We start from the raw sequence: 22,056 nt of genomic DNA, 5'->3' as shown, positions 1-22,056 counted from the left end.
CGCGGGACGGCCTTCCGGGTGGCGGGATGCGTCACTCGGCCGGGAGCGACCCCAGGGTGACCGAAGCGGTCTTGGTCTGACCGTCGCGGATGTACGTGACGTCGACCTTCGCGCCCGCCGCCTGCGCACGCACCTGCGCGGTGAGGTCGGTGGCGTCGGTGATCGGGGTGTCGTCGAGGTTGACCACGACGTCACCCGCCTTGAGCCCTGCGTTCGCCGCGGCGCCGCCGCCGGTGACGCTCTTGATCAGCGCGCCGACCGTGGTCGCCTTGCTGTCGCTGCTCGCGTCGGCCACCGACGCGCCCAGGAGGCCGTGCGTTGCGGAGCCGTTCTTGATGATCTCGCCGGAGATCCGCTTGGCCAGGTCGGACGGGATGGCGAAGCCGACGCCGATGCTGCCCGACTGGGATCCCTCGGAGCTCGAGCCGCCGGCGCTCGCGATCGCGACGTTGACGCCGATCAGCTCGCCCTTGCTGTTGAGTAGGGCGCCGCCCGAGTTGCCGGGGTTGATCGACGCGTCGGTCTGGATGACCGGCAGCGAGATCGTGCCCTGCGCGCCGGACTGCTGCTGCTGCGAGCCGGAGCCGCCCTGGTCGGGGAAGTCGAAGTTGAACGGGTTCTGGCTGTTGCCGCCGCTGTTCGAGTCGTCCTTCGGGGCCGCCGAGGAGGCGATGCTGATGCTGCGGTTCAGCGCGCTCACGATGCCGTCGGTGACGGTGCCGGAGAGACCGAGCGGTGCGCCGATGGCGACGGTGGTGCTGCCGACGTTCAGCTTGCTCGAGTCGCCCCAGGTGATCGGGGTCATGCCGGACGCGTTGTCCAGCTTGATCACGGCGAGGTCGGTGGTCGGGTCGGTGCCGATCAGCTTGGCGGTGTAGATCTTGCCATCGTTGTCGGTCACGGTGATGCTCACGTTGGACGCCTGGCCGTCGAGGGTCACGACGTGCGTGTTGGTGAGCACGTAGCCGTCGGAGCTGAGGACGACGCCGGAACCGGTTCCGCCGGAGCTGGACGCGGTCACCGAGATGGTGACGACGCTCGGCGACGCCTTCGCGGCGACGGCCGTGACGGTGCTGGCGTCGTTCGCGTCGTTGACGGTGATGTTCTGCGGACCCGAGACGGTCTTGATGGTCGCGTTGCCGCCGTCGGTCGCGGCGAAGATGCCGACACCGGCGCCTGCGCCGGCGACGCCGCCGATCAGGGCGCCGATCGCGAGCGTCGCGATGATCAGGCCGGTGTTGCCGCGCTTGGCCGGCTTCGGAGCGGTCGCGGTCGGGGCACCAGGGGCGCCGGGTGCGGTCGCGTACGGCTGCTGGTGGGCGTTCGGAGCGTAGGGCTGGCCGTAGCCGGCCGGCTGGCCGAAGGCGCCGTTGCCGTAGTGCGGCTGCTGCTGGCCGTAGGGCTGGCCGTACGGCTGCGGCGGGACCGGCTGGGTGGGCTGCGTCTGGTGGGCGGCGGGCTGCACCGGGACCGTCGGCTGCTGCGCCGTCGGCTGCTGCGCCGTCGCCTGCTCGGCGGCGGGCTGCTGCGCGGCAGGCTGCGGTGCGGCGCCCTCGGCGGCCGGGGCGGTCCATCCGGCGGCCGGCTGCTCGGCGGTGGGCTGCGGGGCGGCGGGGGTCTCGGCGGCCGTGGTCGGCGCGGCCGGGGTGTGCTCGGAACCGGTGGAAGCGTCCACGACCGCGTCGGTGTCGGCGTCGTGCTCGGGCTTCGCGGGCTCCGGGGTGTTCGGGGTGTCGGTCATGGTGTTGCTCCTTCCAAGCACAGACAGCTTGGGATGCCAACCTGAGCGTTCTATTTGCCGATGCTGTGGGCGACCTTCTGCATGTCGATGACTCTCCACAACGTATCCGATGGGTTCGATGCGAGTAAGGCCGTAGCGTTGTCCCATGACGATTCCTGGAGCGTGGCGGCGAGCCGCGGGCGGCGCGGGACTCCTCGGCGCGGACGGGACGGTGCGCCCGACGATCTTCGCGGAGATGAGCGCGCTGGCCACCCGCACCGGCGCCATCAACCTGGGCCAGGGCTTCCCCGACGAGGACGGACCGGCCGAGGTGCTGGAGGCGGCGGTCGCCGCGATCCGCGACGGGCACAACCAGTACCCGCCCGGGCCGGGCATCCCGGACCTCCGGCTGGCCGTGGCCGAGCACCAGCGCCGGTTCTACGGGCTGGAGGTCGACCCCGATCGCGAGGTCCTGATCACCGCCGGGGCGACCGAGGCCATCGCCGCCACGCTGCTCGCCCTGCTCGAACCCGGAGACGAGGTCGTCACCTTCGAGCCCTACTACGACGAGTACGGTGCGGTCATCGCGCTCGCGGGCGGCATCCACCGCACCGTTCCGCTCGAACCGCCCGCCTTCCGGCCCGACCTGGACCGGCTCCGCGCGACGGTGACGGACCGCACGCGCGTCATCCTGGTGAACACGCCGCACAACCCCACCGGCGCCGTCCTCGACCGGGAGACGCTCTCCCTCGTCGTGGAGCTCGCGGAGCGTCACGACGCGATCATCGTCACCGACTCGGTCTACGAGCACCTCTCCTTCGGTCCGGAGCACATCCCGATCGAGTCGCTGCCCGGAGCCCGCGACCGCACCGTCGCGATCTCGTCCGGCGGCAAGACGTTCAGCACGACCGGCTGGAAGATCGGCTGGCTGACCGCTCCCCCGGAGCTCGTGACGGCGGTGCTCGCCGTGAAGCAGTTCCTCACCTACGTCAACGGTGCACCGTTCCAGCCCGCCATCGCGGCCGGCCTCCGGCTGCCCGACTCGTTCTTCACAGGGATCGCGGACACGCTCGCGCACAAGCGGGACGTGCTCTCCGACGGGCTGCGCGCCGCCGGGTTCGGGGTGTTCCCCTCCGACGGCACGTACTTCGTCGTCGCCGATGCGGCACCGCTGGGCTATCCGGATGCGGTCCGGCTCTGCCGCGAGCTGCCCGAGCTCGCCGGGGTCGTCGCCGTCCCGCTGTCGGCGTTCGCGCGCGGCGACTACGCCGGGCGCACCGCATCCCTTGTCCGCTTCGCCTTCTGCAAGCGGATCGAGGTGCTGGAGGAGGCGGCGAGGCGGCTCGCCGCGATCACAGCGGGCTGACGCGGTACCGCCGGAGCTGCAGAGCCGGGTTGCGCTCCCGCACCTCGCGGATGCGCGCGGACGACACCTCGGCGACGGCCACCCCGGTCGTCTCGCCGAGGCCGGCGAGCGTGACACCCATCGGGTCCACCACGGCGCTCGCACCGATGCCGATCGACGGCGGATGGTCGGCGGCGGCCACGTAGAGCGTGTTCTCGATCGCGCGGGCGGCCAGCAGGGTGTTCCAGTGGTGCTCCTTGAGCGGCCCGCGCACCCACTCGGCAGGGACAGCGACGAGATCGGCGCCGGCGTCCGCGAGGCGCCGGGTCACCTCGGGGAACCGCAGGTCGTAGCAGGTCTGGAGGCCGACCGTGATGCCGTCCACCTCGAACGTCTGCGGCTCATCCAGGTCGCCAGGCACGACCCAGTCGGACTCCTGCGCCCCGAAGGCGTCGTAGAGGTGCTGCTTGCGGTAGGTCGCGACCACATCGCCGCCCGGGTCGACCGCGACGAGGGTGTTCGAGAACTTGTGGTGCACGTCCGTCCGCTCCACCAGTCCGGCGACGATGAAGACGCCCTGTTCGCGCGCCGTCGCGGCGAGGCCGCGGACGAAGTCGCCGTCCAGCGGCTCCGCGTTCCGGGCGAACGACGGACCGAGCGGGTCGGTGAAGTAGGAGGAGTACTCGGGCAGGACGACCAGGCGGGCGCCCCGGGACACGGCCACCGCCACCAGCCCCGCGACGACATCGCGGTTGTGCACGCGGTCCTCGCCCGGCGCGAACTGGGCCACCGCGACGGCGATGGAGCGGTCGTCCACGGTCAGTTCTGCAGGCCGGTCGGTCACGGCGCCACCTCCGCGCGCGGGATCGCATCGACGACCGGCCGCGGCGTCTCCACGGGGAGCACGATGCTGATCGAGGTGCCGACGCCCTCCTCGCTCGCGATGTCGAGGCGGCCGCCGTGCGCGGTGACGATGGCCTTCGTGATGCTGAGGCCCAGCCCGACGCCGGGAACGGCGTTGCGCGTCGCGGTGGACGCCCGGAAGAACCGCTGCGACAGCTGGCTCAGCTCGACAGCCGGGATGCCGATCCCCGTGTCGGTGACGGCGATCACCGCCTGCTCGCCTTCGCAGCGCAGCGAGACCGTGACCGTGCCGCCGGAGGGCGTGAACTTGACGGCGTTGGAGATGAGGTTGTCGACCGCCTGCCCGAGCCGGAGCGGGTCCGCCCGCAGTTCGACCGGCGACTCGGGGACGTCGCCCACGAGGGTCACTCCCGAGTTCGCGGCGACGGGACGTGCCGACTCCACCGATGCGGAGACGACGCCGCCGAGCTCCACGTCCTTCAGGTCGAGCGGGAAGCGGCCGGACTCGACCTGAGCCGTGAAGAGCAGGTCGCCGACCAGCCGCAGCAGGCGGTGCGCGTTGCGCTCGGCGACGCTCAGGTACTGCTGCTGCTCCTCCGAGAGCGGCGACTCCTCGTCGTCGCGCATCAGCTCCAGGTAGCCGAGGATCGAGCTGAGCGGCGTGCGCAGCTCGTGCGAGATCAGGCCGACGAACTCGTCCTTCAGCCGGGCGAACTCCCGCGCCTGCGTCATGTCGGTCGCCACGAAGATGAAGCCGACCCGATGCCCGTTCTCGTCGAGGCGCGGCGTCGCCGCGACCTGCACCGAGACGCGCTTGCCGTCCGGTCGCACGTACGTCCAGTCGCGCACGTCGGCGGAGCCGGCGCGCACGGTGTCGACCAGCGCCGAGAACTCGTCGGTGCTCGCGACGGTCGTGAAGCGCGCATCCATGTCCTGCAGCCGGTCGGAGAGCTCGGAGTCGAGGTGGAAGTCCACGATGCGGTGCTTCGCGTCGAGCACCTCCTTCTCGGTGATCCCGAACATCTTCTCCGCGCCCGGGTTCCACACGTCGATGAGGCCGTCCAGATCGGTGCCGATCACGGACTGCTCGGTCACCGCGTTCCAGATGCTCTGGATCAGCCGGTTCGCCGTCTTCAGCCGGGCCTCGTTCAGCACCAGCTCGTCCTGCGCCTGCACCGCCTGCGCCAGCAGCTGCTGCTGCTGCTCGCTCGCCTCGCGGGCGGCGGCGAGCTGGATGCGCATCCGGTGGGCGATCTCGTTGATGACGATGGCGACGATGAGGTAGATCACGGGCGAGAAGAAGGCCCGGACGACATCGCCGGCGGTGTGACCCACACCGTCGACCACGATCGGGGCGATGAGCACGACGAAGGTGCCGAGCGCCGCGATCAGGATGTTGATCCGGCCCGCTTCCGTGGCGATCCACACGAAGGGCAGCAGGGTCAGCACGGCGAACGGCGAGGCGGCCGAGCCGGTTCCGAGCCGCAGCAGCCCGACCGCGAAGAGCGACAGGACGGGGATGACGACCGCCCACTCCGGATGCAGGCGCCCCCACGGCACGACCAGCGCGAGGACGGTGGCGACGGCCACCAGCGCGATCCCGGCGATGAACAGCGGACCGTTGGTGACGGGCACACCGTTCGGCACGGCGGCGATCACCGCGGCGATGGCGAAGCCGATGATCGTCGGCACCTGCTTCATGAACGCCGACGGCGAGTCGATCGGGATGCGGCTGAGCCACCGGTCGAGGGTCATGCGGGCTCCCCCAGCTCGAGCATCTCGCGGATGCGGGTGGACAGGACACGCGGGCTGAACGGCTTCACGATGAAGCTGTCCGAGCGGTCGGCGACGACGCCGTGGTCGGTGAGCAGCTGCACCGAGGCGGAGACCATGAGGATCAGCGTCGAGCGGGTGAGGTCGTCCGCGCGGATCGCTTCGGCCACCTCGACGCCGTTCAGGCCGGGCATCGAGATGTCGAGCACGGCGAGGTCGACATCCCCGCCGCGCACCGCGTCGAGGGCCGCGCGGCCGTTGTCGACGGCGGCCACGATCTCGACGCCCGCGCGCTTGGCGGCGATGGTCATCAGGCCCCGGATGTCGTCGTCGTCATCGGCGATCACGACCCGCCTCAGGCGTCCCTCGTCAGACATGCAGGAACACCACCCGCACGACGACGATGGCGGCGCAGACCAGCAGCGCGATGGCGCCGTACAGCGGCAGCCGGTACTCCCAGCGGCGGTTGCGCTCCAGTTCGTCCTGGATGCTTTCGCGCAGCTCGGCCGGTGGCTCGACGGGGCTCATCGCCCTCCCTCCCGTTCGGCGCGGCTGGATGCCGCGGCGGCATCGAGCAGCTGCGGGACGCGCGAGTAGCGCCCCACATCGCTCGCGACGTGGCTGTCGGTGGACGCAACGATACGCGCACCCGCGTCCAGCAGGGCGGCGATCGCCGCCGGGCCCGGGCAGGCCCACTTCTCGTTGACCTCGACGATCGTCCCGGTCGCCGCTGCGGCCTCGGCCCAGGCGAGCAGGCGCTCGGGCCCCAGCTGCGCCTCGTCCAGGCCGACCTTCGGCAGGATCGAGAACCAGTGCGCCAGCTGCGCGTGCCGCGTCCGCTCCATCGCCCGGATGCTCGCCTCGATCAGCAGATCGAGGGCGTCGTCGTCGGACAGGCCGGCGTCCAGCCGCTCGCGCGTCGCGGTGGGCGACCACGGGCCGTCCGTCCCCGGGAACTGGTGGTCGCCGATGACGACGGCGTCGACTCCCCCGGGGCCGACGACCAGGTCGGCGGGTGTGTCGACGGCGCCGGAGGCGTCGAGCAGCTTCGCCTCGACACCGGTGATGACCGTCAGGCCGTCCGGGACGCTCTCGGCCGCCGCCGCCGCGACGAACTCCGGCACCCACGTGGTGGACGCGCGCACGTGATCCGTCAAGCGAACCGTGCGCAGACCGGCGGCAGAGGCGGCGGCGATGTTCTCGGCGAGCGTGCTGCGGGCGTCGTCGGAGAACGTGGAGTGCACGTGGAAGTCGCCGCGGAGCAGGGCGGGGAGCCGCTCGGCTTCGGTGACGCTCACTCCTCGAGGCCCTCCGCGTGTGCGGCGTTCTCGGAGACCAGCACGTCGGCCGGTCGCAGGAACACATCCTCGAGGAACCGGACGTTCGCCAGCTCCTCGAAGTCGACGGCAGACGGAACCGGGCGCCCCAGCACCAGGTCGAGCAGCAGCGACGGCATGTCGACGCCCGACGCGATGGTGAGCGGCATGGCACCCGGGAAGCGGGGGTTCACCTCGAGCAGGGCGGGAACGCCGTCGGTGCTGTAGCGCAGCTGGACGTTGGCAACGCCGGTGAGCCCGATGGCACGGGCTACGGCCGCAGCGGTGTCGGAGAGCTCGGGGCGGCGGACGGTGCGGCCGGCGATCGAGACGCCCGAATCGACGCGCTCGCGCGAGCGCGGCACGGCTGCGATGACGTCGCCGTCGAGGCTCGCGAGCACATCCACCGAGAACTCCTCGCCCGGCAGGTTCTCCTGGATGATGATGCTCTCGTCGGTGCCGAGCGCCTCGAGCGCTTCGCGGTCCGCGATCAGGCGAACGCCGCGCGAGCCGGCGCCGGACCGCGGCTTGATGATGACCGGGAAGGTCCAGTCGGCCGCCACGCCGTCGCTGTTCAGCAGCCGCGTCTCCGGCACGCGCGCCTTCCCGGCGACGCGCTGCACGAGCGCGAACTTGTCGAGGCAGGTGACGAGCGTGTCGTGAGACGGCGCCGCCAACGCCGTCCCGACGGCCTTGAGTTCGTCGCGGCGGGCGGCGAGGCCGGGCAGTTCGACGTCCACGGTCGAGAACAGCACGTCGATGCGGTCCTCGCGGCTCATGGCGATGAGCGCATCCACGAACCCGTCGGAGCGTCCGGGCGGCACGATGCGGCGCTGCTCGGCGGGGACCAGGTACAGTCCGCTCGCCCAGCCGTCCATGTCGGCCGCGAACACGTCCAAATCGCCCCGCGCCAGGAGGGACCGGATGACGGCGACGCCCGCGGGGCCGCCGGCGCCCGTGACCAGGACGCGGGTTCGTGTGGAGTCGGTCATTCGCGGTCCTCTACTGTCGGGTTCCGGGGTAGCGGGCCTCGGCGGAGAGCGTCGAGGCGGGAATGGAGATGTCCGCGGTGTCGCGCATCACCTCCAGCGGTTCGCAGTTCTTGCCGCCGCCGAAACGCGACCAGTAGCGGGCGGTCGCGAGCACGAAGTCCGGTTCCAGGTACGCCCGCAGCTCCGTCTGCGACCGGAAGCAGTCGATGAGCCGCAGCTTGGTGTCGGTGAAGCCGTCGATCGGCACGAACCGGGTCGGCCGGAAGTCGATGGTGGCGGACGGGCTCTGGTAGCAGCAGACCGTGCGCACCGTGCGGGTGGCCACGTTGGTCGCGGCGTGGACGGCCCGGTGGTCCTGGTGGCGGTCATGCGACGAGTGCGTGTAGACGATGTCGGGCTGCACCTCGGCCACCACGCGCTCGATGATGCCGACGGTCGGGTCGGCGGCGGAGATCTGCGTGTCCTCGAGGTCTTCGAGGAACAGCCGGGCGCCGAGCAGCTCGGCGGACGCGAGCGACTCGTGCTGACGGTTGTCGGCGTCGCCGCCCCGGGCGCCCCGTGACAGCGTCAGGATGACCACCTGGTTGCCCGCGTCGCGGTGAGCCGCGAGGATGCCGCCGACGCCGATCTCGACGTCGTCCGGGTGCGCGCCGATCGCGAGCACCACCTGCTGGCGCGACGCGGCCCGCTTGACCCGCCCCTCGGCGGCCAGGCGGTTCACGATCGCGACGAGCTCGGCGGACGCGACGGGCTTCGTCAGGAACTCGTCGGCCTGCGCGCGCAGCGCCGACACGGCGTAGTCGACGGAGACGTGCGCGGTCATGACGACCACCGGCATCCCCGGGTACTGGCTGCGGAGCTCCTTGAGCAGGTCGAGGCCCGAGATGCCCGGCATCTCGATGTCCGTGATGACGAGGTCGGGCTCGAACTCCGCGATGCGGTCCAGCGCGACCGACGGGTCGGTGACCGCGATCGCCACGGCGTCCGCCCTCTTCTCCAGCACGGTCTTCATGAAGAAGGCCACATCCGGGTCGTCCTCGACCACCACCACCCGGAACTTCGTCACGGCACTCGCCATCGCATCCCCTATCTCGGAACGACTCTAGTAGGACGACCGGTCCACACGACGGGACGCGCCCGGGAGGGTGTTCGCGATTTCACCTCCGCGAAATCCCGTGCTAACGTTGTCTCTTGTGCCGCGGGGTGGAGCAGCTCGGTAGCTCGCTGGGCTCATAACCCAGAGGTCGTAGGTTCAAATCCTGCCCCCGCAACCAGTAAGACCCCCTGACCGGGGATTCTCCGGCCAGGGGGTCTTTGTTTTGGGCGGTTTCGCGCCGTCGCCGCGCGCTCATTGCCGCACGCTACCGTCGGAAAACGGGTCGCGAATCTCCGACGCAACGCGCTGCGGAGGGAGTTTCGCGCCGAATCGCGGCGGTTCTCCGACAGACGGAGGCGAATCTCCGACACAACGCGCTGACGCGGAGCGCGGAGAGCACGGACGGATGCCCGCTCCGGCCGGATTCGCTAGGGTCGTGTCGCAACGACACGTCGGGAGCAGCAGTGGCAGAGGAGCACGGGAAGGCGACGCAGGCCGCCGTCCGCGAGCGCAACCTGACGACCGCGCTGCAGCTCGTGCTCTCCGGCAACGGGACCGCGACCCGGGCCGGCATCGCCCGGCGCACCGGACTCACCAGCGCGACCGTGTCGTCCCTGCTCGCCGGGCTCATCGCCGACGGGCTCGTCATCGAGGGACAGCTGGCCGAGTCCACGGGCGGCAAGCGCGCCACGACGCTGCGGATCGCCGCCGAGGACCACGTGATCCTCGCCCTGATCGTGCAACCCGGCCTCGTCCGCGGCGCCGTGATCGACCTGCTCGGCGCCGAGGTCGCCACCGCGTCCCAGCGGCCGGCCACGCCGGGATCGCTCGAGGATGTGCGCACCGTCGTCCGCAAGCTGGTGGCCGCCACGACCGCCCGCATCGTCGCCGTGGGCGTGCAGGTGCCCGGCATCGCCGACGGCCCGCTCATCCGCGAGTCCGTGCAGCTCGGCTGGACGGACGTCGACCTGGCGCGCGAGCTGGCCGGCATCGTGGAGGCGCCCATCCACCTCATCAACGACGCCGACGCGGAGGCCATCGCCGACTCGACCGCCGCGGACGAGCCCGGCGCCGACGACTTCGGCGCCAGTCAGCTCTTCGTCTCGCTGAGCACGGGCGTCGGGGCCGCGGTCATCCTGGACGGCGAGGTGGTCGCGGGCGCCTCGCACCGGGCGGGAGAGATCGGTCACGTCCCGGTGCTGTTCGGGCCGGAGGCGCCGGTGTGCGCCTGCGGCAACCGGGGCTGCCTCGAGGAGGTCGTCTCGGTCACCAGCCTGCTGGGCCTCCCCCACGGCACGGACCTGGAGGCACTCGACCTCGCCGCCCTCGCCGCAGCGCCCGAGTCGCGGCAGCGCATCGCGGACGGCGCGCGGGTGCTGGCGCGCGCCCTGCTGCTGGTGGGAGCGGCGCTCGACGTGCCCAACATCGTCATCGGCGGCGCCGCGCCGCGGCTCGGCCCCGAGTTCATCGGCCACCTGCGTGCCGAGGCGGCCCGGCATCCGGTCAAGGCGGCGATGCCGCTCGGCTTCCGGTACGCGCGCGTCGCGCAGGAGCAGCCCTATCGCGGCGCCGCGCAGTACGCGCTCCGCTCGACCCTTGGCATCAGCTGGGCGGGCTGACCGGGCCAGGCGGCCGCAGGGGGCGGCTCAGGATGCGGTGAGCAGCGCCAGCAGGGCCGCGCCGTGCCGCCGGTCGTGGCCGAAGGTGGCAATGTCCGCATACGAGGGCTCCGGATGCGCGCCCATGTCCACCACGAGCACCGAGCGGCACGTGGCGCGCACCGCATCCACCACCTGGCGGGCCCAGCGGGTGGCGGCGTTGTCCGCGCCGACCACGACGACCGGGGTCGCGGTCGCCAGGACGAGCTCCGGGTCGTCCGAAGGTCCCACCTGGACGACCGGATTGCCGGCCCACCGGGAGGCGAGCGCGCTGCCCTCCTCGGCCCACGCGTCCTGCAGCGTGTACCAGCGCGGCACGCCGAGCACGTCGTTGTCGAGGGTGGCCAGCCGCACGACGGTGCAGCGGCCGCGGAACCGCGGCAGCGCATCCCGCACCCCGTTCGCGAACCCGAAGGTCACGGGCGACGCGGATCGCAGCTCGGGCTCCGCGACCAGGGTCATCAGGACACCCCCAGCTGGGCGGAGAGCACCATCACCACGCACCCGCGGAGCACGATGTCGCGGCCGAGGCTCGTCATCCGCAGCATGACGCCCGAGTGGAAACCGGCCATGGTGCGGTTGCGGAGCGTCTCACCGACCGCCTCCAGCAAGACGCCGTCGATGAGCTCCTCCGGGCCGCTGAGCACGACCTCGGACAGGTTGAGGGCGCCGACGATCGGCGCGAGCGCCACGCCCAGGCGCTGGCCCGCCTCGCGGAGCACCGGACCCGCGGGCTCCCCCTTCGCGGCGGCCGCCGCGACGCGCGACTCCAGCCGCGGGACGGCCAGCCAGGCCTCCAGGCAGCGCTCGCGGTCGTAGGGCGCCTCGGGACCGCCGTCGGTGCCGACCATCACCTGGCCGATCTCGCCCGCGGCGAACCGGCTGCCGAAGACGAGGGCTCCGGCGACGAGCAGGCCCGAGCCGACGCCGTGGCCGACCTTCACCAGCATCATGTCGCCCTGCGCGTCGGCGAAGCCGTGCTCGGCGAGCACGGCGACGTTCGCGTCGTTCGCGACGAACACGGGCAGGCCGGTGCGCGCGGCGACCCGCTGCTGCAGCGGCTCGTCGACCCAGCCGAGGTTCGGTGCGGCGGCGACCGTGCCCTCCGCATCCACGATGCCCGGCGAGCCGATGCCGACGCCGAGCACGGGCGCGGTCGTCGCCTCGACGAGACGGTCGACCAGCGCGAGGACCTTCTCGGTAGCCTCCTCGCCGCGGCTGCCCGCGAGCTCCACCTCGACAGCGGCCAGGATGCGGCCGTCCATGTCGAGGACGGCCCCGCGGAACACCGCGTGCTCGCTGAGGTCGACGCCGATGATCTGCGTGGCGCCGCGGTTCACGTCGAGGAGCACCGCCGGCTTGCCGGGGCGGGCGTCGTCGCGCTGACCGAGCTCGACCACGAGACCCTCGGCGATCAGCTCCCCCACCAGGTCGGAGATGGTCACCCGGGTGAGGCCGGTGGTGCGTGCGAGGTCGGCGCGGCTGACCCGGCCGGAGCGGTACAGCGACTGCAGCACCAGGGAGCGGTTGTGCCCGCGGGCGTGTTCCGGCAGCACCTTCGTCCGGGGCCGGAGCGCGCGGCCCGGGACGAGGCCGCGGTCGGGCGCTGCTGCCCGCTCCGAGTGGGTGGAGCGCGTTCCCTGGTCGATCGCCATGTTTGTTAGTAAAGCTGACAATCAAAGTCCTGGCAACTGTTCGCGCCCACTTTTCTGCGGTGGACGAACAAGTCCGAGCGGCCGGCGCGATGCGCTCCCCGCACTTCCGACAGTGCCCGAACATAGCGGAACGGCCCGCACGGGATGTCCGTGCGAGCCGTTCCGGGTGGTCGCGTTACTTCGCGGCGGGCTGCCCCTCGGCCGCCACGGCGTCCGAGATCGCCTGCTGCAGGCGCTTCTGCGCCTCGCCGTAGGCCTGCCAGTCGCCCGACTTCAGCGCGGCCTGGCTGTCGCTGAGCGCCTGGTTCGCGCGCTGCAGCGCCTCCTGCAGGGCGGTGTTCCCCGCGGTGGAGCCGCTGCCCGTCGATCCGCCGGTGGACTGGCCCGTGCCGGGCTGCGTGGTCCCGGAACCTTCGGTCGGCACGTTGTTGTCGCCGGCGGACGCGCCGGAGTCGCCGCCGAACAGGGCGTCGAGCGCCTGGTCCAGGGTGTCCTCGAACTCAATCTTGTCGCCGAAGGCCACCAGCACCTTCTGAAGCAGCGGGTAGCTGGTCTCCCCCGACGAGCGGACGTAGACCGGCTGCACGTACAGCAGGCCACCGCCCACCGGCAGCGTCAGCAGGTTGCCGTTGATGACCTCCGATTTACCCTGACGGAGCAGGTTGAGCTGCTGCGACACGGTCGGATCCGAGTCGAACTGGTTCTGCATCTGGCCGGGACCGGGGATGGTGTCGCTCGACGGCAGCTGCAGCAGCCTGAGCTTGCCGTAGCCGGACGCGACCGTCCCCTTGGTGTCGCCGGCGTCCGCATCCACCGCCAGATAGCCCTTCAGGACCGACCTGCTCGACTCGCTCGTACCGGCCGGGATGAACGTCGAGTACAGCGAGAACGCGGGCGACTCCTGTCCGGGCATCTTCATCGTGAGGTAGTACGGCGGCTGGAGTGCCGGGTTGCTCGACGGCGAGGTCGGGTCGTTCGGCGTGGTCCAGGCGTCCTCGCGCGAGTAGAACGAGCCGGCGTCGTCGACGTGGTACTGGCCGAGCACCGAGCGCTGCACCTTGAACAGGTCGGACGGGTAGCGCACGTGGCTCATCAGCTCGGCGCTCATGTCGCTCACCGGCTTCACCGTCGCGGGGAAGACCTTCTCCCACGTCTTCAGCACCGGGTCGGTGGTATCCCACGCGTACAGGGTCACCGAGCCGTCGTAGGCGTCGACCGTCGCCTTCACCGAGTTCCGGATGTAGTTGATGTCGTCGAAGGCGTAGGCGGGCTTCGGGGTGTCCTTGTCCGCCGTCGCGTCGCTGAGGCTGCCCACGTGAGAGTACGGGAACTGGTCGCTCGTCGTGTATCCGTCGATGATCCACTTGACCCGCCCGTCCACGACCGCGGGGTACGCCTGCGAGTCGAGGGTCAGGTAGGGCGCGACCTTCTGCACGCGCTTGATCGGGTCGCGGTCGTAGAGGATCTGCGAGTTGCTGTTGACGGCGTCGGACAGCACGATCTGCTCGTCCTGGAACTTCAGCGCGTAGACGAGGCGCTTGAAGATGTTGTCGAGCTTCGGACCGCCGTTGCCGCTGAACGTCGTGTACGTCTGCTGGGCGCCGTCGGCGCCGCCCGGGTAGTCGAGCTCGACCTGCTTGCCGTCCTTCGGGCCACCGACGATCGAGTAGGTCGGCGACTGCTCGCCGAAGTAGATGCGCGGCTGGTACTCGCCGAGCGTCCCGGTGGTGGGGATGCCGGACTCCATGAAGACCGGCTGCCCGTCGGGCGAGCGCTGGTTTCCGTACGCGGCGACCAGGCCGTAGCCGTGGGTGTAGACGATGGTGTCGTTGAACCAGTTGCGCGTGCCGCCGAGGCCGGACTGCTGCAACTCGCGGACGGCGACGACCGCGTCCTGCTGCGTGCCGTTGACCTCGTAGCGGTCGACGTTGAGCTTCTCGGGGAAGGCGTAGTACTGGCGGAACTGTTGCAGCTGCCGGAACGAGGGGCTGACGACCGCGGGGTCGAGGATGCGGATCTGCGCGGTGGTCTGCGCATCCTGCCGCAGGGCGCCCTGCTCGGCCGTGGTCTTGGCGTTGTACGGGATCGTCTCGATGTCGCTGAGCCCGTAGGCCTCGCGCGTGTAGTCGATGCCCTTCTGCACGTAGGGCGACTCCAGCGTCTTCTGGCTGGGGTCGACCTGGAAGCGCTGCACGACCCAGGGGACGATGGCCCCGACGACGAGCGCGGCGACGATGAGGAGCGCCGTGCCGACGATCGGGAAGCGCCAGCGGCCGATGAAGGCGGTCAGGACGAACAGGATGGCCACGAACACGGCGGCGCCCGCGAGGATCGCCCGGCCGGGGATGGTCGCGTTGACGTCGGTGTACGCGGCGCCGTTGATCATGTCGTTGACGTTCGAGTCGGTGACGGTCGCGTAGCGGTCGAGCCAGATGCTGACGCCCTGCAGCAGGAGGTACAGCGCGGCGATGACCGAGATCTGTACGCGCGCCGCCCGCGAGATGCGCACCTCGCGGCCGCTCACCCGGATCGATCCGTAGAGGTAGCAGGTGGCGAGGGTGGCCAGCAGCGAGATCAGGACGACGGCCGAGGCGAAGCCGACCGCGCTGCGGTAGAACGGCAGCGCGAAGAGGTAGAAGCCGATGTCGAGGTGGAACAGCGGGTCGGTCTTGCCGTACGACGTGCCGTTCAGCCACAGCGCGGCGGTCTGCCAGCGGCTCGCCGTCGAGACGCCGGCGAAGATGCCGAACACGATCGGGATGCCGTACATGGCGAGGCGGCGCAGCGGCTCGATGACCTGCTGGTAGCGGTCGAGCTGGGAGTTCAGCTTGGCGTAGACCGGACGGAGCCGGTACGCGAGCTGGATGGACAGCCACAGCGGCACGGCCATCCCGAGGAAGCCGATGAAGAACATGCTGATGCCGGCGAACCACTGCGTGGTCAGCACCTTCAGGTAGCCGAGCTGGTCGTACCAGAGGATGTCGGCGTAGAGCCCCGCGAAGACGAAGAACAGGATGACCACCGCGACGATCACCCCGAGAGTGATCCAGATCGCCGCGCGCCGGCGGCCTGCGGGACGGACTGCAGCAGTTGAACTCACGTATGGCCTTCTTGGTCTCGTGGCGGGGGTGAGAACCATCCTAGGCAGCGAACGCTTGGAGAACGCTGCGGTCGAGCGGTGATCAGCCTGCGGGGCAGGTGGGAAGCCCCGCCGTGCTTCCTCCATCGCGGACGGCCTGGAGGACCTTCAGCGAATCGGCGAGCGTCTTCACGGCGAACACGTGCAGCCCGGACGGGATGTGGCCGGTGACCTCGTCGCAGTTCGAGGCCGGCGCCAGGAAGTAGGACGCCTTGCCGGTGTCGCGCGCGGCGTACATCTTCTGCCGGATGCCGCCGATCGGGCCGATCTCGCCGGCGTTGTCGATGGTGCCCGTGCCGGCGACGCGCTTGCCGCCGTTGAGGGACTCCGGGGTGAGCTTGTCCATGATCCCGAGCGCGAACATCTGGCCGGCGCTCGGTCCGCCCACGTTGTTCAGCTGGATCTTGACGTCGAACGGGAAGGTGTAGTCCATCCCGGCGCCGATGCCGAGCACGACCTGGCCCTGCGACTCGATCGGGGTGATCGCGACGGTCGACGCCACGCCGTCGCGCACGATGGCGAGCTCGGCCGCCTTGCCCGTGCCGTTCGCCTTCACCGCGTCGCGCAGCCCCTGGATGCTCGTGATCGTCGTTCCGTTGACGGCGGTGATCTCGTCCCCGACCTTCAGCTCCTTCGACGCCGGGGTTCCGGTGATCAGCTGCTTGACGGCGACGTTCTCGGGGAAGGTGTAGCCGAGCTGGTTCAGCGCGGCGGCGATCGCATCCTGCTGGGAGTCGACCATCAGCGCGGCGTTCTCGGCGTTCGACTGCTCGGTGGTGGTGCCGGGCGGGAAGACGGTCTCCAGCGGCAGGACGGCCTTGCTGGGCTGGAACCACGCCCCCGCGATCTCGAGCCAGCTGGGCCGCTGCTCCGGGTTGCCGACGACCGAGACCGTGAGCAGATCGAGCGACCCGGAGGTCGGATAGGTCTTCTGGCCGGGGATGGTGATGAGCTCCTTGGCGTCGCCACTGGGCTCGGCGCCGACCTGCTGGTCGGTGCCGAGGGTGTTGAAGACCGGTCCCGGCTGCTCGATCACGAACGGGGCGGGGACGAGCGCGAGCACGAGGGCGAGCACCACGGCGACGCCGATGGCCACCCACCCGGCGATGACACGGCGCGGCGGCGCGACCCGGACCGGCTCGTCGCCGGCGGAGCCGTCCGGCGCGGAGCCGTCCCGTTCCGGGCGGTCGTCGCTGAACAGGGTCACGGGCCCGTCCTCTCGGTCAGTGTTCGCCACGGGCGCACGGCCCGAAGGCGAGCATAGGGCAATTCCCATCCGCCACTCCGGCGCCAGCGGCTAGCGTAGATCACGAGCCTGAAGTCGCGCCGACGGCGCCGAATCGCCGACGGCCGGCTCACTTCGAGAAGAGGACGCTGACCATGGCCGACGATCGGAACGACGACCGGGATCCGGACCGCGAGGACGACGAGTTCCGCGACATGCTGAGCCAGTTCCTGTCCGGGAACGGGGCCTCGATCGACCCGAGCCGGCTGGCCGGCGCCGCGGGCCTCCCCAACGATCCGGCCAGCATCCAGGCGCTCCTCGGCCAGCTGCAGAACGCCCTGATGAACCCCGGCGGCGGCATCAACTGGGACATCGCCGACCAGCAGGCTCGACAGCTCGCCGCGGACGGCGCGCACTCCGTGACGCCGGCCGAGCGCGCATCCCTCGACCAGGCCTTCCACGTGGCGTCGCTGTGGCTCGACCAGGCGACCGGCGTCGCGTCGCTCAGCGCCACCCCCGAGCTCATCGGTCGCGCCGAGTGGGCGCGGCAGACGATGCCGCTCTGGAGCCAGCTCGCCGAGCCGGTCGCGCTGAGCATCTCGGACGCTCTGACCCGGGTGCTCTCGGAGCAGGCGCCGGAGGAGATGCAGGCGATGCTGCAGAACGCCGGCCAGGTGATGCGCTCGATCGGCGGCGCCCTCTTCGCGATGCAGCTCGGCCAGGTGGTCGGGCAGCTCTCCAAGGAGGTCGTCTCGGGCGGCGACATCGGCATCCCGCTGCTGCCGGACGGGCAGGCGGCGCTCATCCCGCAGAACATCGAGGCGTTCGGCGAGGGTCTCGACATCCCCGCCGACCAGATCCAGCTGTACCTCGCGGTGCGCGAGCTGGCGCACGCGCGGCTGTTCCGCCACGCCAAGTGGCTGCGCCTCCAGCTGATCACGCAGATCACCGCGTTCGCTAAGGGCATCACGATCGACACGGACGCTCTGGAGTCGCTGGCCGAGAACTTCGACCCGTCCAACCCGGAAGAGCTGCGTGAGGCCATGGTCAGCGGGCGGCTCATCCCGCCGCGCACCGAGGAGCAGCAGGAGGCGCTCGCGCGCCTCGAGACGGTGCTCGCGCTGGTCGAGGGATGGGTGGACGTCGTGACCGCGAACGCCACGCGGCTGCTGCCGCGCGCCGACGCGATCGCCGAGACCGTGCGGCGCCGCCGCGCGTCGGGGGGCCCGGCGGAGTCCGCCTTCGCCACCCTGGTGGGACTCGAGCTGCGACCCCGGCGGCTGCGCGACGCGGCCGCGATGTGGCAGGCGGTCACGGACGCGGTCGGGATGGACGCGCGCGACGACCTGTGGTCGCACCCCGACCTGCTCCCCCAGTCCTCGGACCTCGACGACCCGTCGGCGCTCGTCGCGCGGCTGACCGCGGCCGCGACCGGCCAGGAGCCGGAGCAGGACGCGCTCGACCAGGCGATCGAGGACCTGCTGCGCGACGACCGGGACCGTCCGACCGAGGGCTGATGTCCGCTTCGGTGACCTCTTTCCGGAGCGGTCGCCGCTGACGTCGGCACCGGTCCTGTGGAGAGATAGGCCGAAGAAATCCGGCCTGTGGACAACCCCGGATCGGCCCGGTCGGTCGGGCAGCATTTCGGACATGGTCCTCGTTCTCGACTCCCGCATCCCCCGCGTCTGGCGCACCCCCGACAGCCTCCAGTTCGGCGTCGACGAACCCGTGCTCGTCCTCGACCGGGTGAGTCATGCCGAGGAGCGCATGCTGGCCGGGCTGGCCGCCGGGGTCACCGAGGAGGGGCTCCGGGTGATCGCGTCCCGGGCGCGAGCTGCGGAAGGCGCGGCGGAGGACCTGGTGCGGCGGCTCGCGCCGGTGCTGGCGCCGACCTCTGCGGCGCCGCCGACGGCTCGCGACCCGTTGGTCGTGCTCGACGGGGCCGGACCGACGGCCGTGCAGCTCCAGCGGATGCTGACCGACGCCGGTGTGGAGGTGCGCAGCGGGCTGGCGTGGTCGGACCCGGCCGTCGAACGCGCAGACGTCGCGGTGATCGTCGCCTCGTACGCGATCGAGCCCCAGCGGCATGCCCGCTGGCTCCGGCGGGACGTGCCGCACCTGCCTCTGGTGTTCAGCGATCGCGGAGTGATGGTCGGGCCGATGGTGCGCCCCGGCGACGGCCCGTGCCTGCGCTGCCTCGACCTGCACCGCACGGAGGCCGACCCCGCCTGGCCGGCGATGGCGGCGCAGCTGCACACCCGTCCGGCGCCGGGTGAGACACCGATCGTCGCGGCGGCGACCGCCGCACGCGCGGCCGCGGTGCTGCTCGCACTCCTGCGCGACGGCGGTCCCGCGTGCGGGGAGGCGGCGCGGCTGGCGCCGGGTTCCGCGGACTGGGTCAGCCGGACGTGGTCGCCGCACCCCGCGTGCGGCTGCCTCGGGCTGCCCCCGTGACGCCGGCCGAGGCGGCCGGCGCGCCTGCGGCCGCAGCGCCGTTCGCGCGCGCGGCGGGCGGTCGCAGCTCCGCCAGGAAGCGCGACGGCTGCCGCAGAGAGGGACGCCCGGGCTGGTTGCCCCGTGCCGACCAGCTCAGGCGCAGGCGCTGCCGTGCCCGGGTGATGCCGACGTACAGCAGGCGGCGCTCCTCGTCGATCTGCTCGAACGTCCCGGCGTAGCTGATGGGCACGAGCCCCTCGCTGAGGCCGATCAGGTAGACGGACGGCCACTCCAGGCCCTTCGCCGCGTGCAGGGTCGCCAGGGTGACCGCCGACATGGTCGGCTCGTGCTGGCCGGCCTGGCGTGCGAGCAGCTCGTCGGTGAAGCCGCGCAGCGTCTGCCCCGGCGGCTGCTCGTCGACCAGACCCATGATGGCGTTCAGCGATTCCCAGCGCTCCCGGACAGCTCCGCGCCCCTCCGGCGGCTGCACAGACCAGCCCAGCGAGCGCAGCACGTCGCTGACCGTGCGGAACAGCGGCTCGTCCGACGCCACCAGGCTCGCGGCGCGGAGCGACATGAGCGCCTGGCGCACCTCGGGCAGGTCGAAGAACCGCTTCGACCCGCGGATCTGGTAGCTGATCCCCCGGTCGCCGAGCGCCTGCTCCAGCGCGGCGGCCTGGACGTTCACGCGGTACAGGACCGCGATGTGCTCCGGACGCGCGCCGGCCGCGAGCTCCGCCGCGATCTGCTCGGCCACGGCACGCGCCTCCGCCCGGTCGTCCTCGAAGGCCGCGGGCTCCGGCACGGCGACCTCGGGCGAGTCCCCGCCACCGTGCGACGCCACCTCCGCTGGTCGCAGCGTGAGGGCTCCGGAGCGGCCGCGCATCAGCCGGTTGGCAGTCTCGATCACGGCGGGCGTCGAACGGTAGTTCTGCTCCAGCCGCACCACGGTCGACCCGGGATGCTCGCGCTCGAAGCCGAGCAGGTACTCGCTGCGGGCTCCCGCGAACGAGTAGATGGTCTGGCTGGCGTCGCCGACCACGCAGAGGTCCTTCCGGGTGCCCAGCCAGAGCTGCAGCAGCTGGTGCTGCAGCGGGGAGACGTCCTGGTACTCGTCCACGACGAAGAAGCGATACTGCTCCCGCACCTGCATCGCCACCGCGGGCTCGCTCTCGATCATGCCGGCGCAGGCGAGCAGCACATCCTCGAAGTCGATCTGCTTGCGCTCGTCTTTGAGGTCCTCGTAGCGCTGCAGCAGGGCGGCCACCTGCTCCGCCGACAGCGACCCCGGAGTGGGCCGGCCGGCCGCGGTGTACTGGTCGATTCCGAGGCCGGAGACCTTGCGCCACTCGATCTCGGCCGCCACATCCCGCAGCGTCGCCGTGTCGACCTTGAGTTTGAGCGTCTCGGCGGCATGGCCGAGGATGCGGCCCTTCCCGTCGAGCACGGAGGGCAGCTGACCCCCGACGACCTGCGGCCAGAAGTAGTTGAGCTGGGCGAGCGCGGCCGAGTGGAACGTCCGCGCCGACACGCCGCCGGCGCCGAGCTGCCGGAGCCTCCCCCGCAGCTCCGCCGCGGCGCGGGCGGTGAACGTCAGCGCCATCACGCGGTTGGGCGCGTAGGCGCCCGACGCGACCCCGTACGCGATGCGGTGCGTGATCGCGCGGGTCTTGCCGGTGCCTGCACCGGCGAGGATGCACACCGGCCCGAACAGCGCCTCGGCCGCCACCCGCTGCTGCGCGTCGAGACCGGCCAGCAGCGCCTCCGGCCCGGCGGGCGACGCGGTCACGGCGCGGGCGGCTCGTCGAGCGGGCCGCCGTACCAGTCCTCGATGAGGGCACGCGCGATCGACGAACGCCCCGGCAGGATGATCTGCTCGCGCGCCGCCCACAGCTCGTCGCGGCTGAACCACCGCACGTCGAGGATCTCCTCACCGTCCGGGTCGAGTGCCCCGGCGGCCTGGTCGTGGGCGAGCCGCGCGGTCATGCCGACCATCACGGACGCCGGGAACGGCCACGGCTGCGACCCCTTGTACTGGGCATCCACGACGCGGATGCCCGCCTCCTCGAACATCTCGCGCTCGACCGCGGCCTCGAACGACTCCCCGGGTTCGACGAATCCGGCGAGCAGCGAGTAGCGCGAGTTCTCCCACATGGCGTTGGAGCCGAGGAGCAGCCGGTCGTCGTCGTCGAGCACGGTGACGATCACGGCGGGGTCGGTGCGCGGGAAGACCTCGGAGCCGTCCTCGAGACAGCGGCGCACCCAGCCCGCCTGCTCGACGACCGTGGGCGTGCCGCAGCGCGGGCAGTGCGTGTGGGACGCGTGCCAGTTCGCCATCGCCAGCGCCTCGGTGAACAGGCCCGCATCGCGGTCGCTGAGCGCCGTCGCCACCGTCCGCAGGTTGCCCCAGCGCGCCTCGTCCGGCTCCAGCTCCTGCGCGGCGGCGTCCGTCAGCACCTCCAGCACCACAGCGGTGCCGGACGGCTCCGTCGCGCTCGCCACGGTGGTGCGCCCGAGGTAGACGCGGATCAGGGCGGAGGTCACCCGATCGACGGGAAGCAGCTCCAGGGCGGCCGGACCGGCATCCGGGGCGGACCAGCCGTCGGCGGCGGGAGTCGCGGCGGCCACGCTCTCCGCGGTGAGCAGGGCGCGCCCCTTCCACAGCGCGAGCACCCGCGTGCCCGATTCCTGCCACAGCTCGTCGAACAGAGCGGGACGCGAGCGGGCGGAGTGATCGCGGTCGGTCGCGTGGCGGGACAGCGGGAGCGCCGCGAGCGGCAGAGCGGAGGTCGGGGCGGACGACATCGAGGTCCTTTCGGGGCGTGGCGGACGGCCGT

Annotated in this window: 18 protein-coding genes and 1 tRNA gene; 5 read left to right on the top strand and 14 right to left on the bottom strand. The window is 71.6% G+C overall.

Annotation, left to right across the window (positions count from 1 at the left end; genetic code table 11):
• Positions 1–31: 31 nt before the first annotated feature.
• A complete protein-coding gene (locus tag ACTJI1_RS16965) occupies positions 32–1,741 on the bottom strand; it encodes a trypsin-like peptidase domain-containing protein (protein ID WP_440743556.1) in 1,710 nt (569 codons plus the stop codon).
• Positions 1,742–1,886: 145 nt separating this feature from the next.
• Between ACTJI1_RS16965 and ACTJI1_RS16960 the strand changes: the two genes are divergently transcribed.
• On the top strand, positions 1,887–3,086 hold the full coding sequence (locus tag ACTJI1_RS16960) for a pyridoxal phosphate-dependent aminotransferase (protein WP_440743555.1): 1,200 nt from the start codon (positions 1,887–1,889) through the stop codon (positions 3,084–3,086).
• On the opposite strand, the gene ACTJI1_RS16955 is transcribed toward ACTJI1_RS16960, so the two are convergent.
• Genes ACTJI1_RS16955 through ACTJI1_RS16925 form a run of 7 tightly spaced genes read right to left on the bottom strand, consistent with a single transcriptional unit; the run spans position 3,073 to position 9,088 of the window.
• On the bottom strand, positions 3,073–3,909 hold the full coding sequence (locus tag ACTJI1_RS16955; protein WP_440743554.1) for a carbon-nitrogen hydrolase family protein: 837 nt from the start codon (positions 3,907–3,909) through the stop codon (positions 3,073–3,075). The two genes, ACTJI1_RS16960 and ACTJI1_RS16955, sit on opposite strands and share 14 nt — an antisense overlap.
• Positions 3,906–5,684, bottom strand: coding sequence for a sensor histidine kinase (locus tag ACTJI1_RS16950; RefSeq protein ID WP_310128544.1), 1,779 nt, complete (start codon positions 5,682–5,684; stop codon positions 3,906–3,908). The genes ACTJI1_RS16955 and ACTJI1_RS16950 overlap by 4 nt, the downstream gene beginning before the upstream one ends.
• On the bottom strand, positions 5,681–6,079 hold the full coding sequence (locus ACTJI1_RS16945) for a response regulator (RefSeq protein WP_310128542.1): 399 nt from the start codon (positions 6,077–6,079) through the stop codon (positions 5,681–5,683). Before ACTJI1_RS16945 ends, ACTJI1_RS16950 begins: the two co-directional genes overlap by 4 nt.
• Positions 6,072–6,230 (bottom strand): hypothetical protein, encoded by a 159-nt coding sequence (locus ACTJI1_RS16940; RefSeq protein WP_440743553.1) that lies wholly within the window; start codon positions 6,228–6,230, stop codon positions 6,072–6,074. The genes ACTJI1_RS16945 and ACTJI1_RS16940 overlap by 8 nt, the downstream gene beginning before the upstream one ends.
• Positions 6,227–7,000, bottom strand: a complete 774-nt coding sequence (locus ACTJI1_RS16935; RefSeq protein ID WP_440743552.1) for a PHP domain-containing protein — start codon at positions 6,998–7,000, stop codon at positions 6,227–6,229. Before ACTJI1_RS16935 ends, ACTJI1_RS16940 begins: the two co-directional genes overlap by 4 nt.
• Positions 6,997–8,010, bottom strand: coding sequence for an ATP-grasp domain-containing protein (locus ACTJI1_RS16930; protein ID WP_440743551.1), 1,014 nt, complete (start codon positions 8,008–8,010; stop codon positions 6,997–6,999). Before ACTJI1_RS16930 ends, ACTJI1_RS16935 begins: the two co-directional genes overlap by 4 nt.
• A 10-nt stretch (positions 8,011–8,020) precedes the next feature.
• Positions 8,021–9,088, bottom strand: coding sequence for a response regulator (locus ACTJI1_RS16925; RefSeq protein WP_310128536.1), 1,068 nt, complete (start codon positions 9,086–9,088; stop codon positions 8,021–8,023).
• A gap of 119 nt (positions 9,089–9,207) precedes the next feature.
• Between ACTJI1_RS16925 and ACTJI1_RS16920 the strand changes: the two genes are divergently transcribed.
• Positions 9,208–9,284: transfer RNA gene (locus ACTJI1_RS16920), tRNA-Met, on the top strand.
• Positions 9,285–9,570: 286 nt separating this feature from the next.
• Positions 9,571–10,725 (top strand): ROK family protein, encoded by a 1,155-nt coding sequence (locus tag ACTJI1_RS16915; protein ID WP_440743550.1) that lies wholly within the window; start codon positions 9,571–9,573, stop codon positions 10,723–10,725.
• Between the two features lie 27 nt (positions 10,726–10,752).
• Here ACTJI1_RS16915 and ACTJI1_RS16910 read toward each other — a convergent pair whose 3' ends face one another.
• From ACTJI1_RS16910 to ACTJI1_RS16895, 4 genes are all read right to left on the bottom strand, one after another.
• Positions 10,753–11,226: a hypothetical protein gene (locus ACTJI1_RS16910; RefSeq protein ID WP_310128532.1), complete on the bottom strand. Its 474-nt coding sequence runs from the start codon at positions 11,224–11,226 to the stop codon at positions 10,753–10,755.
• A complete protein-coding gene (locus ACTJI1_RS16905) occupies positions 11,226–12,419 on the bottom strand; it encodes an ROK family transcriptional regulator (protein WP_440743549.1) in 1,194 nt (397 codons plus the stop codon). Before ACTJI1_RS16905 ends, ACTJI1_RS16910 begins: the two co-directional genes overlap by 1 nt.
• Positions 12,420–12,594: 175 nt before the next feature.
• Entirely contained in the window at positions 12,595–15,519 is a 2,925-nt protein-coding gene (locus tag ACTJI1_RS16900; RefSeq protein ID WP_440743548.1) for a UPF0182 family membrane protein, read from the bottom strand.
• Positions 15,520–15,601: 82 nt separating this feature from the next.
• Entirely contained in the window at positions 15,602–16,765 is a 1,164-nt protein-coding gene (locus ACTJI1_RS16895; RefSeq protein ID WP_440743547.1) for a YlbL family protein, read from the bottom strand.
• Positions 16,766–16,938: 173 nt separating this feature from the next.
• On the opposite strand from ACTJI1_RS16895, the gene ACTJI1_RS16890 reads away from it, so the two are divergent.
• Together ACTJI1_RS16890 and ACTJI1_RS16885 are read left to right on the top strand one after the other, a co-directional pair.
• The gene (locus tag ACTJI1_RS16890) at positions 16,939–18,300 is read left to right on the top strand and encodes a zinc-dependent metalloprotease (RefSeq protein WP_310128526.1); all 1,362 of its coding nucleotides are present in this window, start codon (positions 16,939–16,941) and stop codon (positions 18,298–18,300) included.
• Positions 18,301–18,433: 133 nt separating this feature from the next.
• On the top strand, positions 18,434–19,237 hold the full coding sequence (locus ACTJI1_RS16885) for a hypothetical protein (RefSeq protein WP_440743546.1): 804 nt from the start codon (positions 18,434–18,436) through the stop codon (positions 19,235–19,237).
• On the opposite strand, the gene ACTJI1_RS16880 is transcribed toward ACTJI1_RS16885, so the two are convergent.
• Positions 19,182–21,008 (bottom strand): ATP-dependent helicase, encoded by a 1,827-nt coding sequence (locus ACTJI1_RS16880; protein WP_440743545.1) that lies wholly within the window; start codon positions 21,006–21,008, stop codon positions 19,182–19,184. The two genes, ACTJI1_RS16885 and ACTJI1_RS16880, sit on opposite strands and share 56 nt — an antisense overlap.
• The gene (gene nudC / locus ACTJI1_RS16875; RefSeq protein ID WP_440743544.1) at positions 21,005–22,024 is read right to left on the bottom strand and encodes an NAD(+) diphosphatase; all 1,020 of its coding nucleotides are present in this window, start codon (positions 22,022–22,024) and stop codon (positions 21,005–21,007) included. The genes ACTJI1_RS16880 and nudC overlap by 4 nt, the downstream gene beginning before the upstream one ends.
• Positions 22,025–22,056 lie beyond the last annotated feature (32 nt).

The organism is Leifsonia sp. 22587, assembly GCF_052044215.1.
GTDB lineage: Bacteria > Actinomycetota > Actinomycetes > Actinomycetales > Microbacteriaceae > Leifsonia > Leifsonia shinshuensis_C.
This window is presented reverse-complemented; position numbering and strand designations above follow the sequence as displayed.

Coding starts and splice junctions, on each gene's coding strand:
- ACTJI1_RS16965 (WP_440743556.1), bottom strand. CDS start 1,741: ATGACCGACACCCCGAACACCCCGGAGCCCGCGAAGCCCGAGCACGAC.
- ACTJI1_RS16960 (WP_440743555.1), top strand. CDS start 1,887: ATGACGATTCCTGGAGCGTGGCGGCGAGCCGCGGGCGGCGCGGGACTC.
- ACTJI1_RS16950 (WP_310128544.1), bottom strand. CDS start 5,684: ATGACCCTCGACCGGTGGCTCAGCCGCATCCCGATCGACTCGCCGTCG.
- ACTJI1_RS16945 (WP_310128542.1), bottom strand. CDS start 6,079: ATGTCTGACGAGGGACGCCTGAGGCGGGTCGTGATCGCCGATGACGAC.
- ACTJI1_RS16940 (WP_440743553.1), bottom strand. CDS start 6,230: ATGAGCCCCGTCGAGCCACCGGCCGAGCTGCGCGAAAGCATCCAGGAC.
- ACTJI1_RS16930 (WP_440743551.1), bottom strand. CDS start 8,010: ATGACCGACTCCACACGAACCCGCGTCCTGGTCACGGGCGCCGGCGGC.
- ACTJI1_RS16925 (WP_310128536.1), bottom strand. CDS start 9,088: ATGGCGAGTGCCGTGACGAAGTTCCGGGTGGTGGTGGTCGAGGACGAC.
- ACTJI1_RS16910 (WP_310128532.1), bottom strand. CDS start 11,226: ATGACCCTGGTCGCGGAGCCCGAGCTGCGATCCGCGTCGCCCGTGACC.
- ACTJI1_RS16905 (WP_440743549.1), bottom strand. CDS start 12,419: ATGGCGATCGACCAGGGAACGCGCTCCACCCACTCGGAGCGGGCAGCA.
- ACTJI1_RS16890 (WP_310128526.1), top strand. CDS start 16,939: ATGGCCGACGATCGGAACGACGACCGGGATCCGGACCGCGAGGACGAC.
- ACTJI1_RS16885 (WP_440743546.1), top strand. CDS start 18,434: ATGGTCCTCGTTCTCGACTCCCGCATCCCCCGCGTCTGGCGCACCCCC.
- nudC (WP_440743544.1), bottom strand. CDS start 22,024: ATGTCGTCCGCCCCGACCTCCGCTCTGCCGCTCGCGGCGCTCCCGCTG.